The organism is Blautia hominis (genome assembly GCA_002270465.1).
In the GTDB taxonomy this organism is placed as follows: Bacteria; Bacillota; Clostridia; order Lachnospirales; family Lachnospiraceae; genus Blautia; species Blautia hominis.
On the sequence record NQOF01000002.1, the window covers coordinates 493,996 to 507,617 of the forward strand.

The 13,622-nt window shown below is 48.8% G+C and carries 13 protein-coding genes, 2 pseudogenes and 1 riboswitch; of the genes and pseudogenes, 10 read left to right on the forward strand and 5 right to left on the reverse strand.

Annotation, left to right across the window (positions count from 1 at the left end; all coding sequences use genetic code 11):
- Positions 1 to 70 precede the first annotated feature (70 nt).
- The 7 genes from CI595_RS08215 to CI595_RS08245 all read left to right on the forward strand — a co-directional run bounded on the left by CI595_RS08215 (position 71) and on the right by CI595_RS08245 (position 6,713).
- A complete protein-coding gene (locus CI595_RS08215; protein ID WP_095172786.1) occupies positions 71 to 457 on the forward strand; it encodes a bifunctional adenosylcobinamide kinase/adenosylcobinamide-phosphate guanylyltransferase in 387 nt (128 codons plus the stop codon).
- Positions 450 to 1,067 (forward strand): histidine phosphatase family protein, encoded by a 618-nt coding sequence (locus CI595_RS08220; protein ID WP_095172787.1) that lies wholly within the window; start codon positions 450 to 452, stop codon positions 1,065 to 1,067. Before CI595_RS08215 ends, CI595_RS08220 begins: the two co-directional genes overlap by 8 nt.
- Positions 1,061 to 2,032, forward strand: coding sequence for an adenosylcobinamide-phosphate synthase CbiB (cbiB, locus tag CI595_RS08225; protein WP_095172788.1), 972 nt, complete (start codon positions 1,061 to 1,063; stop codon positions 2,030 to 2,032). Before CI595_RS08220 ends, cbiB begins: the two co-directional genes overlap by 7 nt.
- Positions 2,033 to 2,043: 11 nt before the next feature.
- Positions 2,044 to 3,114: a pyridoxal phosphate-dependent aminotransferase gene (locus tag CI595_RS08230; protein ID WP_095172789.1), complete on the forward strand. Its 1,071-nt coding sequence runs from the start codon at positions 2,044 to 2,046 to the stop codon at positions 3,112 to 3,114.
- Positions 3,115 to 3,135: 21 nt separating this feature from the next.
- On the forward strand, positions 3,136 to 4,644 hold the full coding sequence (locus CI595_RS08235) for a cobyric acid synthase (RefSeq protein ID WP_095172790.1): 1,509 nt from the start codon (positions 3,136 to 3,138) through the stop codon (positions 4,642 to 4,644).
- Between the two features lie 14 nt (positions 4,645 to 4,658).
- On the forward strand, positions 4,659 to 5,309 hold the full coding sequence (locus CI595_RS08240) for a precorrin-8X methylmutase (RefSeq protein ID WP_095172791.1): 651 nt from the start codon (positions 4,659 to 4,661) through the stop codon (positions 5,307 to 5,309).
- Positions 5,310 to 5,387: 78 nt separating this feature from the next.
- Positions 5,388 to 6,713 (forward strand): NADase-type glycan-binding domain-containing protein, encoded by a 1,326-nt coding sequence (locus tag CI595_RS08245; RefSeq protein ID WP_095172792.1) that lies wholly within the window; start codon positions 5,388 to 5,390, stop codon positions 6,711 to 6,713.
- Positions 6,714 to 6,995: 282 nt separating this feature from the next.
- Here CI595_RS08245 and CI595_RS27075 read toward each other — a convergent pair whose 3' ends face one another.
- From CI595_RS27075 to CI595_RS08265, 5 genes and pseudogenes are all read right to left on the reverse strand, one after another.
- Positions 6,996 to 7,784 (reverse strand): sirohydrochlorin cobaltochelatase, encoded by a 789-nt coding sequence (locus CI595_RS27075; RefSeq protein WP_242987222.1) that lies wholly within the window; start codon positions 7,782 to 7,784, stop codon positions 6,996 to 6,998.
- 273 nt (positions 7,785 to 8,057) lie between these two features.
- A pseudogene (locus tag CI595_RS27080) lies at positions 8,058 to 8,660 on the reverse strand (energy-coupling factor ABC transporter ATP-binding protein); the annotation flags it as partial.
- On the reverse strand, positions 8,657 to 9,433 hold the full coding sequence (cbiQ, locus tag CI595_RS08255; RefSeq protein ID WP_095172794.1) for a cobalt ECF transporter T component CbiQ: 777 nt from the start codon (positions 9,431 to 9,433) through the stop codon (positions 8,657 to 8,659). The pseudogene CI595_RS27080 and the gene cbiQ, both read right to left, overlap by 4 nt.
- A 29-nt stretch (positions 9,434 to 9,462) precedes the next feature.
- On the reverse strand, positions 9,463 to 9,762 hold the full coding sequence (locus tag CI595_RS08260) for an energy-coupling factor ABC transporter substrate-binding protein (protein WP_095172795.1): 300 nt from the start codon (positions 9,760 to 9,762) through the stop codon (positions 9,463 to 9,465).
- Position 9,763: 1 nt separating this feature from the next.
- Positions 9,764 to 10,510, reverse strand: coding sequence for an energy-coupling factor ABC transporter permease (locus tag CI595_RS08265; protein ID WP_065541496.1), 747 nt, complete (start codon positions 10,508 to 10,510; stop codon positions 9,764 to 9,766).
- 172 nt (positions 10,511 to 10,682) lie between these two features.
- Positions 10,683 to 10,863: riboswitch (cobalamin riboswitch) on the reverse strand.
- Positions 10,864 to 11,042: 179 nt separating this feature from the next.
- Here CI595_RS08265 and hemA point away from each other — a divergent pair.
- From hemA to hemC, 3 genes and pseudogenes are all read left to right on the forward strand, one after another.
- Positions 11,043 to 12,272, forward strand: coding sequence for a glutamyl-tRNA reductase (gene hemA, locus CI595_RS08270; RefSeq protein ID WP_095172796.1), 1,230 nt, complete (start codon positions 11,043 to 11,045; stop codon positions 12,270 to 12,272).
- The gene (locus CI595_RS08275) at positions 12,262 to 12,738 is read left to right on the forward strand and encodes a precorrin-2 dehydrogenase/sirohydrochlorin ferrochelatase family protein (protein ID WP_095172797.1); all 477 of its coding nucleotides are present in this window, start codon (positions 12,262 to 12,264) and stop codon (positions 12,736 to 12,738) included. The genes hemA and CI595_RS08275 overlap by 11 nt, the downstream gene beginning before the upstream one ends.
- Positions 12,735 to 13,598, forward strand: a pseudogene (gene hemC, locus CI595_RS27085) (hydroxymethylbilane synthase); the annotation flags it as partial. The gene CI595_RS08275 and the pseudogene hemC, both read left to right, overlap by 4 nt.
- Between the last annotated feature and the right edge of the window lie 24 nt (positions 13,599 to 13,622).

Genomic DNA, 13,622 nt, shown 5'->3' on the forward strand with positions numbered 1-13,622 from the left:
AACACCTCGTGGGATAGCAGCCGTGAATAGTAACAAGCCATTACATAACAAATGATTGGAGGAAAGGCATATGCAGCTTATTATAGGCGGGGCATTTCAGGGAAAAAAAGAATATGCTATGGCAGTACAGGGGTTGGAGGAAAAGGATATGAAGGACGGTGCGAAAGCCTCCTATGAGGATATTTTTTCCGCCAGATGCCTGTATCATTTCCATGAGTGGATACGTGCCAGGCTTTTGGAGAACAGGAATCTGTCCAAGCTGGAGGAGGAACTGTCCGGAAAAAACCCTGAGATCGTGCTCATATCCAATGAATTGGGCTATGGCGTGGTTCCTGTGGATGCCTTTGACCGGAAATACCGGGAGGCTGTGGGCAGGATCTGTACCAGGACAGCAGCCAGGGCTAAGCGTGTTGTCCGGGTGACCTGCGGAATCGGGACGGTGATAAAAGATGCTTAGAATCTTGTTGATCCGTCATTCCATGACAGCCGGAAACAAGCTGGGACGTTACATTGGATCCCGCACAGACGAGCCTCTTAGCAGGGATGGTATCTGTCTCCTTGAAAAATTCTCCTACCCGCCTGTAAAGCGGGTTTTTGTAAGTCCCATGCTCCGGTGCACCCAGACTGCGGAAATTTTGTTTCCGGGGATAGAAAAAGAGACGGAAGAACGATTGAAAGAGTGCGATTTCGGAATATTTGAGAACAAGAATTATAAAGAACTTTCCGGGGAACCCAGATACCAGGCATGGATTGACAGTAACGGAACCCTGCCTTTTCCGGAGGGGGAAAGCCGGGAGGAGTTCAGGATACGTTGTGTGTGGGGATTTGTCCGCTGCCTGGAGCAGTGTCTGGAGGATGGGACTTCTACAGCGGCTTTTGTGGTGCACGGCGGAACCATTATGAGTATCCTCAGTATCCTTGCCGACTCAGACCGAAGTTATTTTGACTGGCAGGTAAAGAATGCCCAGGGCTATGAAATATTGGTTGATGAAGAAAAATGGAAAGAGAGTCAAAAGATAGAGGTGACTGGAAAATATACACAGGAAGGATTTGACAAGACATGGTGAAATGGACAGCACTGGCCCTGGTACTGGGCTTTATGATAGATCTGCTTTTGGGAGACCCCAGATGGCTGTACCATCCTGTCCGCATGATCGGAAACGGGATCACGCTGCTGGAAAAAATGCTGAGGCGGGTTTTTCCAAAAACGCCCAAAGGGGAGAGAACAGCCGGTTTTTTCCTTGTGCTGCTGATTTGTCTGGGCAGCGGAGGGGTTCCGTTTTTACTTCTGTATCTGGCATATCATATCCATACGGTTCTGGGAATTGTACTGGAGACCTTTATGTGTTATCAGATGCTGGCAGTGAAATCCCTGAAGGCGGAGAGTATGCGGGTGTATGAGGAACTGAAAAAGCCGAATCTGCCGGGAGCCAGAACAGCGGTTTCCATGATCGTGGGAAGAGATACCAAAAGTCTGTCCGAAGCAGGTGTGACGAAGGCGGCAGTGGAAACCATTGCGGAAAACACATCCGATGGAATTATTGCCCCCCTGTTTTACATGGCCATAGGGGGCCCTGTCCTTATGTTCCTGTATAAGGGGATCAATACCATGGACTCCATGGTGGGATATAAAAATGACAAATATCTGAATTTTGGACGGTATGCGGCCAGGCTGGACGATATTGCCAATTACATACCCGCCAGGATCAGTGCCTGGCTGATGATACTGGCCTCCCTGTGCGCCGGATTTGACTGGAAAAATGCAAAGAAAATATTTTTAAGGGACCGCTACAATCATGCAAGCCCTAATTCTGCCCAGACAGAGGCAGTCATGGCAGGTGCACTGGATATCCAGCTTGCGGGAGATGCATTTTATTTCGGAAAATTATATGAAAAACCAACCATCGGAGATGCGGTCAGGGAAGTGGAGATACAGGATATTCCGAGGGCAAACCGCCTTCTGTATGTAAGCGCAGCCCTGGGAACCTTGTTTTTTGCACTGATCCGCATGGGCATTTTTTTGTTACTGTAAGGAGAAAATAAATGATAAGTTACCACACCCATGGCGGTGATGTCTACCGCCATCAAAATGTGACGGATTTTTCTGCAAACTGTAATCCTTTCGGCACCCCGGAGTCTGTAAAACAGGCTGTAGCCAGGGCCATGGAGCAGGTCTGCCATTATCCGGATGTAAAATGTGAGCGTCTCAGAGACGCAATCAGTCATTATGAGGGGGTTCCCGCAGAACAGATTATCTGCGGGAATGGTGCGGCGGATTTGATCTTTGCCCTGGTACTGGCGCTGAAGCCAAAAAAGGCGCTGCTTCCTGCCCCCACCTTTGCGGAATATGAGCAGGCGCTTGCCACGGTAGAATGCGGGATTCAGCGGTATGTGCTGGAGGAGAGCCGTGGATTTTCTGTGGGAAGGGAATTTCTGGATGATATCACAGAGGATCTGGATATGGTTTTTCTCTGCAATCCCAACAACCCCACAGGTGTGCTCATGGAGCAGGCATTCTTGAGAGAAGTGCTGCTTCGCTGTCAGGAATGCGGCTGTATCCTTATGCTGGATGAGTGTTTTGTTGACTTTGTGGAACATCCCGAAGCGCACACCATGAAACCTCTTTTAGAGCAGAATAACAGCCTTTTTCTGCTGAAGGCATTTACAAAACGATATGCCATGGCAGGTGTCAGGCTGGGATACGCGCTGTGCGGGAACAGGGAACTCCTTGAAAACATGCAGATGGTGACCCAGCCCTGGAATGTGTCAATTCTGGCTCAGGAGGCCGGCATCGCCGCACTTTCGGAGAAGGAATATGTGGAGCATTCCATGGCCGTGATACACAGGGAACGCACGTATCTTTTGGAAGGCCTTGGGCGTCTGGGGTATGAGACGTTTGCCTCAAGCGCCAACTATATCTTTTTTAAAGGGCCGAAAGACCTTCAAAAGAGCTGTCTTGAAAAGGGAATCTTAATTCGGGACTGCAGCAATTACTACGGGCTTTCCAAAGGGTATTACCGGATTGCGGTGAGACTCAGGGAAGAAAATGATAAACTTCTGCGTGTGCTTGGAGAGATACCGGCCGCAGACAGCAAGTATAGACAGATACCATAAGAGAAAGGCAGGTAACGGGAAATGGCAAAAGCAATTATGGTGCAGGGCACCATGTCCAATGCGGGGAAAAGTCTTTTGACGGCAGGTCTGTGCCGTATTTTCAAACAGGACGGATACAAGGTGGCACCTTTTAAGTCACAGAATATGGCGCTTAATTCCTTCATCACGGAGGAGGGGCTGGAGATGGGCCGCGCGCAGGTGATGCAGGCTGAGGCCGCGGGCATTACACCGTCTGTGTACATGAATCCTATTTTGTTAAAGCCTACAAATGAGACGGGCAGCCAGGTGATCGTAAACGGAGAGGTTCTGGGAACCATGAGTGCGAGAGAATATTTTGCATATAAAAGGAACCTGATCCCGGAAGTTAAGAAAGCTTATGAAAAACTGGCATCAGAATATGATATTGTAGTGATTGAAGGCGCGGGGAGTCCTGCGGAGATCAACCTGAAGCAGGAAGACCTTGTAAATATGGGAATGGCTAAAATGGCGAAAGCACCGGTGCTTCTGGTGGGAGATATTGACCGGGGCGGTGTGTTCGCACAGCTGATCGGCACGGTGATGCTCCTTGAGGAGGACGAGAGGGAAATCGTCAAGGGCATGATCATCAATAAATTCCGGGGAGATAAGACCATTCTGGATCCGGGGATCACAATGCTGGAGGAAAAAAGCGGCATTCCCGTAGTGGGAGTGGCACCCTACCTAAATATTGAGGTGGAGGATGAGGACAGCCTTACTGAACGCTTTGACGGAAAACAGGAAGTAGATGTAATTGATATTGCCGTCATTCGTATTCCGCGCATCTCCAATTTTACAGATTTTAATGCCCTGGAGGTGATACCCGGGGTATCGGTGCGCTATGTGAAAACAGTGCGTGATCTGAAGAATCCGGATATGATCGTGCTGCCGGGTTCCAAAAACACTATGGAAGACCTTCTCTGGATGCGGCAGAACGGTCTGGAGGCTGCAATCTTAAAGAAGGCAGCAGAGGGAAAGATCATTTTCGGTGTGTGCGGCGGTTACCAGATGCTGGGTGAAACTCTGTCGGACCCTGACGGTGTGGAGGCCGGAGGGCAGATCAAGGGCATGGGACTTCTTCCTATGGATACGGTATTTCAGGGGGCAAAGACAAGGACCCGGGTGGAGGGCTGCTTCCCGGAGGTGGAGGGCGCTTTGAAGGGACTTTCCGGCGTGTCACTTGCGGGGTATGAGATCCATATGGGTATTTCGTCCCTGCGGGAAGGGGCCAGACCGCTTGTGAGGATCACGGACACCGTGAAGGGCAGTTCCAAAGAGGACGGGGCTTATGCGGGGAATGTCTACGGTTCCTATGTCCACGGTATTTTCGACAAAGAGGAAGTGGCAAAGAAGATAGTGGAAGCTATAGGGGAAGTAAAAGGCCTGGATGTAAGTCAGATGACAGGTGTGGAGTTTGCAGAATTCAAGGAAACGCAGTATGATATTCTGGCAGATGGGCTGAGAAAGCATCTGGATATGAAAAAGATATATGAAATCCTGGAAGCCGGCATATAGAAAGGGCGGATAAGATGAAGACAGAATTAGAAAATGTAAGACCAAAAGAGATTGAAACCAGAAGTTTTGAGATTATCACAGAGGAGCTGGGGGACAAAAAACTGGTGCCCGGTACAGAGCTGATCGTAAAACGGTGTATTCATACAAGTGCAGATTTTGACTATGCAGATAATCTCTGTTTTTCCGACCACGCAGTGGAACAGGCGATTCAAGCCATTAAAAACGGTGCCTGTATTGTGACCGATACGCAGATGGCAAAAGCAGGTATCAACAAGAAAGCGCTTAAAAAGTACGGCGGGGAGGTTTTTTGTTTTATGTCTGATGAAGATGTTGCCTGTGCGGCAAAAAGTCAGGGATCGACCCGTGCAGTTGCAAGTATGGATAAGGCTGCCTCTATGGGAAAACCTCTTATTTTTGCCATCGGCAATGCGCCCACAGCTCTGGTCCGCCTGTATGAGCTGATAAATGAGAAAAAAATTTCCCCATATCTAATAATTGGGGTTCCGGTAGGCTTTGTAAATGTGGTACAATCTAAGGAAATGATCATGGAGACAGGGGTGCCCTACATTGTAGCAAGGGGAAGAAAAGGCGGCAGCAATATCGCAGCCTGTATCTGCAATGCACTTCTCTATATGATCGATAATGAGAGAGACTACTGGAAATAGAGAACTGTTCAGACCGTTGAGCAGTTACGGAAACAGACCTTCAATACAAAGGGAAAGAACAGGAAGGGGAAGTATAATATGAAGTGTGAAAGATGCGGCCATGAGCTGGACAACGACGATCTATTCTGCTCAAAGTGCGGAAAAGCGGTGTTCGAGGAATACATGGATGAGGACGACATCTGGGAGTTTTATAAAAGCGATGAAGAACTGAAGGATATAAAAAAGGAAACCGCCGCAGCAAAAGAAAGCGATCCTCAAGAACAGAGAGCTGAAAATGCGGCAGCGGAACCAAAAGAAGAAAAAGCAGCGGCAGAACCTCCGAAACCTGAAAGGACAGACCATACAGAAACGGATGGGGAAGGCACTGTTTTCGGGGATACAGTGACGGAGGAGCTGAGTCAGGATACGTTAGAGGATACGGATGCAGAGGCGGCGGAGCGTGAGAGGGAGACGCCTCCAACATTTCTGCAGAAGGAGGAGAACCCAAAAGACCTTGCGGATACGGATGAACTGCCCTTTGAGGATCTGGTAAAGAAAGCGGCAAAAGAATCCTCCTACAAGCCGAAAAAAGAAAAGCGGCAGGGAGAACCGGAGAAGAAAAATCCGGTCTGGCTCATATCCGGATGTATTTTAATTGTCTGTCTTCTCATTGGAGTCCTGTGGGGGGTACACGCCATGCAGCAGATGGATGAGGAAAAAAAGGCATACTACGCCAAAGCAGAACAGGAAGACAAGACCGCCGGAGCCAAGGGGCAGGATTCAGAAAATACGCAGGGTTCAGCCGATAAGGAAGCGGATGCCAAAAAAGAGACGGAAAGCGGAGAGAAGGACAACAGCGGCGCGGAGGCTGAAAAAGAAGAAAAAGACAAAGAGGCAGAGAAAAAGGAAGATAAGCCCAAAGAAGAAAAAAAGGAAGAAAAGAAACAGGAATATTTTAAGTCAGTGGATGCGGACAGCATAGATTTCTCCAAATTTCAAAAAATCTCCATTGCTTCCACGGACCAGAATTCCCAGCAGTCCTCCGATAATTATGATTACAGCGCGGCCAGCGCTGTAGATGGGGATACTGCTTCCTCCTGGCAGGAGGGGGAAGACGGACTGGGGGAGGGTACCGGTATCCGTCTGGATTTTGACAAGGCCCACAAAGTGCGCTACATGGTACTTTACCTGGGGAACTGGAGAAGTGAAGATATGTGGAAGGCAAATGCCAGACCGGCGTCCCTGACCATCAGTGTGGGAGATTCCCAGAAGAAGGATGTGGAGTTTTCCAATGAAAAGAAGGCGTTCTGTCTTTCCTTTGATGAACCGGTGGAAGCTTCTTATGTATCCCTTTATATTAAAAGCGGATTTGAGGGAGACCGGTGGAATGACAACTGCATTTCAGAAGTTGAACTATATGAATAAAAGATCAGGGCAGAAATGATCAAGCCATGAAACAGAAAGCTATAATTCTGTTTCATGGCTTTTTGTCTGCTGCCAAGGTCATCCAAAAGGGGCTTTCTTACAGCCGGACCAGTGAATTCGGAGACCTGTACGACAGTGAACCATATTTGTAACAGTTCAGACAGGTCTGCGCATTTACTGCGCTGACTGTATGAAAAAGTAGTGCCAGCTTTATCCGGCCCATCGCAAAGCGATTTTTAATGGCTGGATGCGTAACGGTTCAGCTTGTCCGAACTGTTACCCTTATCTGTCAACTGCGCGGATGTGGTCAATAAAGAGACGGCGTATGCCCTCGTATTCTCCGAGACCTTTTAACACAGCCTTCACTTCATATCCCTCGTCCTTAAACTGGCTGTACCAGGATTCCGGATCATCCCCCGCCATATCATTTTTGGCGTGGTCACCGGCCACGATCATAAAGGGCGCCAGCACCACTTCCTTCGGCTGGTAGGCTTTCAGCATTTTTTTCAGGCTCTCCATAGAGGGGTAGGCTTCCACGGTGCCCAAAAAGAAGTTGGGATATCCTTTATCTTTGAAGGTGTAATCCAGGGCAGCATAGATGGAGTTGGCAAAATGGGTTGTGCCGTGCCCCATGAATACCAGTGCCTGTTCCTCTGTTATATGAGAGAATTCGTCCGCAATGGCAGCAATAACCTTGTGGCTGTCATCCTCCGTGGTAAGAAGCGGGTCCCCGAAAGAAATCGAATGGAAGGAATCCCGGTAGGTAAGGGCATCCTCTTTCATCAGGTCATTTTCGATGCCGTTGATCACATGGGTGGGCTGTACCAGTACATCTGTAATGCCGTCTGACATCATCTGCTCCATGGCTTCCTTTACCGTGGGAATGATCAAGTTATCCCTGTTCTTAAGCTTTCGGATGATCATTTTGCTGGTCCATGCCCGATAGACAGGATACTCCGGGAAAGCCTGTCTCATAGAATCTTCGATGGCATCAATGGTAACCTTTCTGGTGTCATCATGGCTGGTGCCGAAGCTGACTGCCAGGATCGCTTTCTTTGTCTTCATGTTCACTGGTGATATTCCTCCGTAGTGTGTAGTATTGATATTGACGTCTGCTATGTATTTTTCTAAGGTCTGCAGATTTTTGGGAACAGGCAGCGCGGGCTTTAAGATACCTTTCATACACAGGCTGTCGAACAGTTCCAGCACGGCAGGCGCTTCCAGGTTAGTCTGGGCCAGCACTGCTTTGTTGCTGAACACATCAGCCGGGGTGCCGTGCATGAGAACTTTTCCCTCGTGAAACAGCATGATCTCGTCCGCCCACTCATAGGCATAATTTACATCATGGGTTGCCATGAGGACGGTGATCCCGGCCTCTGTCAGACGGTTTACAATCTGGTTCACCATGGTGGTATGCTTGGGGTCCAGGGCGGCTGCCGGTTCATCTAAAATAATAATGTCCGGATGCATGACAAGGATATCAGCGATGGACACCTGTTTTTTCTGGCCTCCGCTTAAAGAGTGGGTGGGTTTATGGCGGAAGGGGGTGATTTCCAGATGCTCGATGACCTCCTCCACCTCTTTTTTGGCATCCTCCTCTGACACACCCAGATTGAGGATGCCAAAAGAGATCTCCTGGTATACGCTGGCTGAAAAAAGCTGGTTGTCAGGGTCCTGGAACACGATCCCTATTTTGCTTCGCAGCTTTAAAAGGCCTTTCTTGTCATAGGTGACCGGTTCGCCGTTAAAATACAGGGTGCCTGAGGAAGGGCGGTGTATGCCGTTGCAGCACAGAAAGAAAGTGGATTTTCCGGAGCCGTTGGAGCCCATAAAAGCAACCTTCTGTCCCCGTTTGATCTCCAGACTGAGACCATTTAACGAATGGGAATTCTCGTCGTCATATGAAAAAAATAAATTCTCTGCTTTTAATATGATGTCATTGTTCATGCGAAGAACCTCCTCCAGATAGTTATGGAAAATAAAATGATTTCAAATAAAACAATCCACACGATCACTTTTTTCTTGGGAGGATAGGTTTCATTCAAAACATGGATGGTGCCGTCATAGCAGCGTGCCTCCATGGCGCTGTAGAGGGCATTGGAACGCTTAACCGCCCGGATCATCAGGACAGATCCGAGGGCACCGAAGGACTTTAAGCTTGTCTTGTAATTTCTGTTTCCCAGGCGGCTGTTCTGTGACGTGGAAATATAATAGGCAGTATCCAGCAGCACGAAAATAAAACGGTAAATAAGCAGCATCAGCTCAATCATCAGTTTGGGGCAGTGCAGCTTTCCCAGTACATTCAGAATGTCCGGCATGGGGGTCGTCATGGACAGAAAATACAGGCAGGAGACTGCGGACAGAGCTGTCAGAATCAACTGCAGGGCATAAAATAGCGCGTCTACGCTCCCTGTGAGGTACCAACTGCCTATAGAAACGGCAAATAGATCCAAGGGCTCGTGTTTTAAATTCAAAACAATGGCAATGGTGCTCAAGATCAGGAAAGCCAGCGGCACAGTCATAAAGTGGATATAGCGGGAAAAAGGGATTCCCCCCTTATAAACGGTGAGAATCCCTGTGACTGCTAAAACAATGCATGCGACCACGATGGAACGACTCATCACACAGAAAAGAAGTGTAATCATCGCGAACGCAAACTTTTCACCGGCATTTTCATATCTAAGCTTGGAATTGTAACAAAGCTTATCAATGGTTATCATAAGTTACTCCTTTCGCCGGATGCAAAGTATCATTCTCCTTTTCCCAGCTTCTTTCTTTCTACAAAGCGCCCCATAAAGAAGGCCAGGATGCCAACTCCGATGGAAGACTGCACACAGAACAAAAGGCTTTCCACTTCACCGGGAAGCTCGCGGCCAAGTATTTTTTCAAGGATCGGTTCTGCTATGGGCTGAAAACCGGAGTCCACTTCCGCCACCACCTGGCTGCCGGCATCGTCAGAGCCGCCGAATTCTGCGTCCTTTAAAGCGAAGAGCGGTATGAACGCAATTAGAATGATCACAACTAATAATCCAATCACTGTTTTTTTCATATTACTTTGCCTCCTTTAAAAAACCGATGGTACGGAGTTCCGGTTTCGCATAGGTCTCAAGACCCATGATGATAAGAACTGTGATGACGCCTTCGATAATTGCCAGAGGTAACTGTGTGGGTGCGAACACCAGCAGGAATTTTCCCATAGCGCCCATGATGGTAGTGTCTGCATGGTGAGCCAGTGCCATCTGTACGGCAGTTACACAGTATGTAAATAAGTCACCCAAGGTCGCTGCAAGGAAAACAGAAACATATCGGTTCACCTTGCATTTTTTACAGATAAAGAAAATTCCGTAAGATACAAAAGGTCCTGCGATTGCCATAGAAAAAGTATTGGCACCCAGGGTGGTAAGTCCGCCGTGGGCCAGCAGGATAGCCTGGAAGAGGAGCACAATGATTCCCAGAATGGAAACTGCGCTGGGGCCGAAAAGGATAGCGCCAAGCCCGGTTCCTGTCATATGGGAACAGCTTCCTGTCACTGATGGGATCTTAAGGGATGAGATCACGAATACAAAGGCTCCTGACATAGCCAGCAGGGTGATCAGGTTTCTGTGTTCATTCAGGGTTTTCTTGATGGACATAAAACCAGCGATCAAAAACGGGACGCAGATCACACCCCATGCGATGCAGAACCCTCCGGGAAGATAACCTTCCATGATGTGCATGGCACTTACATTCGGCACAATACCAAAGGTCAGTGCGAACATGCTGGCCAATACAATAATTCTTTTTTGTTGCTTACTCATTTTGTCTTTTCCTCCTTCTGATTGAGTAATATAATGCCCAAATGGGTATAAAAAAACCTGGCGGTAAAAACACCGACAGGCCATCAGAAGAACAAATGCGGACAGCAGACCTTATTTTAATAAGCGCCCATACCGCCTGTTCTTACACAAGGCCATCGTTCGTAACCATTGTGTAAATCGCTTGTGACAGGCAGGTCTTCTGACTCGGGCGTCATCACCACATTTTGCCTTCCCAGTTTCCCAGTGACATCATAAAATGTGACTCTTCCCTCACAGCGGCGCGACCGTGTGAGCTTTTAACTCAACTTTCCTATTATTCCGACGTAGCGGACACCTGTGCACACTCAATTCTGTGATTATTGTATCGCCCTGGAAGTTTTTTGTCAATTGAATTCGACAAAAAATCAAGATGTTGCACCAGGTAACATTCTGTGCTAATATGAGAAAACAAAAGGTGTGTATAAAACAGTGCAATGTCCTGGTTTTCTAAGCATCTAAAAAACGGAAACGAAAGATATGGAGTGTAGGAACTATGAGTATTTCCATGATTGGAATTGACCACAGCAGAGCATCCGTGGATATCAGGGCCAGATTTTCTTTCACCAGAAAAAATGCGGTGAGCGCTATGGAGCGGCTGAAAGAGGACAAGGATATCTTAGGGTGTATTATTTTGTCTACCTGCAACCGGATGGAGATCTGGGCCAGCGTGCAGGATGACTGGGAGGGTTCCCTTTACAGTTTTCTGTGCAGGGAAAAAGAAGTTTGCGAGGAGGAGCACCGGGAGTTTTTCATCACAAGAGAAGGCAGTGAGGCAGTGGAGCATCTGTTCTATTTGACCAGCGGTTTAAAATCTCAGATCCTGGCGGAGGACCAGATCATCACCCAGGTGAAGGATGCGCTGACACTATCCAGGGATGCCTACTGTACGGACGGTGTGCTGGAAGTGCTTTTTAGGATGGCAGTGACGGCAGCCAAGAAAGTGAAAACAGAAGTGGCGTTTTCAAGAGCCAATACCTCTGTCATCCACCAGGCAATTGACAGGCTGGAAAACCAGGGATTTTCCATCCAGGGCAAGACCTGTATGGTCATCGGAAACGGAGAGATGGGAAAAGTGACGGCTCTGGCCCTGAAAGAGGCAGGCGCGGATGTGACGGTGACGGTCCGCCAGTACCGAAGCGGTATGGTGACCATTCCCCAGGGATGTGAGCGTATCAATTATGGGGACAGGATGGAACTGCTGCCCAAGTGTGATCTGGTGGTGTCAGCTACGGCCAGCCCGAACTGCACCATAACAAAAGAACTTTTTGAAAATGCGGAGGTTCCCCATCATGTGATCCTGATCGATCTGGCTGTGCCGAGAGACATTGACCCGGAGGTGGGAGAGCTTCAGAATGTGACCCTCTATGATATTGACAGCTTTAAGATCGACGCTGCATCCCCAAGGCTTCAGGCCAGTATGCAGAAGGCAGGGGCTATTTTGAAGGAACAGATGTCAGAGTTTTATGACTGGTTTTCCGGCCGTGATGTATTTCCGAGAATCCAGGATATCAAGACGGAAGCTGTGGAGGATTTGAATGCGCGAATCTTAAAGATCCTGAAAAAGACCCCTATGGAAGACAGTGACAGAGAAAGGCTTCTGAAGGCTATAGACACGGCTGCGGGGAAGGTGGTAGGCAAGATGATCTTCGGGCTGAGGGATTCTCTGGAGCAGGATCTGTTCATGGAGTGTGTGGCCGGATTGGAGAAGGTTTATGAAGACTGAGAAAAAACTGTTTCCGCTGTACACAGACCTGACTGAGAAAAAAGCTGTGGTCATAGGCGGAGGAAACATAGCTTCCAGAAGGATCAAAAGCCTTCTTGGCTTTGTGGGGGAACTGATAGTGATCGCCCCCGATGTACAGCCGGAAATCCGGGAGCTTGCAAAAAGCGGTGAGCTGGTCTGGAAACAGAAAAGATACGAACGGGAAGATTTATATGATGCGGATCTGGCATTGGCGGCCACGGATGACAGGACGGTAAATGAAGATATCTACAGTGCCTGTAAATGTCTGGGCATACTGGTGAACACAGCCAGTGACCAAAACAAATGTGATTTTCATTTTCCTGGAATCATTAACCACGATGGTGTGGTCATTGGGTTCAACGCAGCGGGAAAAGATCATAAGAAGACAAGGCAGATGCGGGAAAAGGTGGAAGAATTTTTAAAGACGCCGGGAGGTAGGAAATGAGCAGCGAAACAGTAGTGATCGGGAGCCGGGAGAGCCGGCTTGCCGTAATACAGAGTGAGATGGTGAGAGACTACATAGAGAAGAACAATGAAGGATTGAAGGCCGAGCTTCTCACTATGAAGACAACAGGGGATATTATCCTGGACAGAACCCTTGACAAAGTGGGGGGGAAGGGCTTGTTTGTAAAAGAGCTGGACCGGGCGCTTCTGGACGGAAGAAGCCAGCTTTCCGTACACAGTCTGAAGGATATGCCCATGGAAGTCCCGGAGGAACTGCCTCTTCTGGCTTTCTCAAAAAGGGAGGACCCAAGGGACGCGCTGGTACTTCCCGAGGGAGTGACAGAACTGGATAAGACAAAGCCCATCGGCTGTTCCAGTCTCAGGCGTACCCTGCAGCTTGGTGAATTGTTCCCTGATATGGAGTGTAAAAGTGTCAGAGGGAATGTACAGACAAGGCTTGGAAAGCTTGACAGCGGAGAATACAGTGCTCTGGTTCTGGCCGCGGCAGGGCTTAAAAGGCTGGGGCTGACCCACAGGATATCCAGATATTTTGAGCCGGAGGAGATGCTGCCTGCGGCAGGACAGGGGATTCTGACCGTACAGGGCAGAAAAGGGAGAGATTATTCTTACCTGGATGGCTACGGGGATGCAGACAGTACCTGTGCGGCCTTGGCGGAGCGCTCTTTTGTAAGATTTTTGGACGGGGGATGTTCCTCACCGGTTGCGGCCCATGCAGTGATGGACCGGGACAGGATCGTGCTTACCGGCCTCTACTATGAGGAGGAGACCGGCGCATATAAAAAGGGCAGCCTGGAAGGGACCAGGGCTGAGGCGGAGGAACTGGGCGTTCGTCTTGCTAAAAAACTGAGGGAGGAGTGCAGAGCG

What these genes read in the sequence shown, in the direction of transcription:
- CI595_RS08215 (WP_095172786.1), top strand. Translation starts at nt 71, where the DNA reads ATGCAGCTTATTATAGGCGGGGCATTTCAGGGAAAAAAAGAATATGCT.
- CI595_RS08220 (WP_095172787.1), top strand. Translation starts at nt 450, where the DNA reads ATGCTTAGAATCTTGTTGATCCGTCATTCCATGACAGCCGGAAACAAG.
- cbiB (WP_095172788.1), top strand. Translation starts at nt 1,061, where the DNA reads ATGGTGAAATGGACAGCACTGGCCCTGGTACTGGGCTTTATGATAGAT.
- CI595_RS08230 (WP_095172789.1), top strand. Translation starts at nt 2,044, where the DNA reads ATGATAAGTTACCACACCCATGGCGGTGATGTCTACCGCCATCAAAAT.
- CI595_RS08235 (WP_095172790.1), top strand. Translation starts at nt 3,136, where the DNA reads ATGGCAAAAGCAATTATGGTGCAGGGCACCATGTCCAATGCGGGGAAA.
- CI595_RS08240 (WP_095172791.1), top strand. Translation starts at nt 4,659, where the DNA reads ATGAAGACAGAATTAGAAAATGTAAGACCAAAAGAGATTGAAACCAGA.
- CI595_RS08245 (WP_095172792.1), top strand. Translation starts at nt 5,388, where the DNA reads ATGAAGTGTGAAAGATGCGGCCATGAGCTGGACAACGACGATCTATTC.
- cbiQ (WP_095172794.1), bottom strand. Translation starts at nt 9,433, where the DNA reads ATGATAACCATTGATAAGCTTTGTTACAATTCCAAGCTTAGATATGAA.
- CI595_RS08260 (WP_095172795.1), bottom strand. Translation starts at nt 9,762, where the DNA reads ATGAAAAAAACAGTGATTGGATTATTAGTTGTGATCATTCTAATTGCG.
- CI595_RS08265 (WP_065541496.1), bottom strand. Translation starts at nt 10,510, where the DNA reads ATGAGTAAGCAACAAAAAAGAATTATTGTATTGGCCAGCATGTTCGCA.
- hemA (WP_095172796.1), top strand. Translation starts at nt 11,043, where the DNA reads ATGAGTATTTCCATGATTGGAATTGACCACAGCAGAGCATCCGTGGAT.
- CI595_RS08275 (WP_095172797.1), top strand. Translation starts at nt 12,262, where the DNA reads ATGAAGACTGAGAAAAAACTGTTTCCGCTGTACACAGACCTGACTGAG.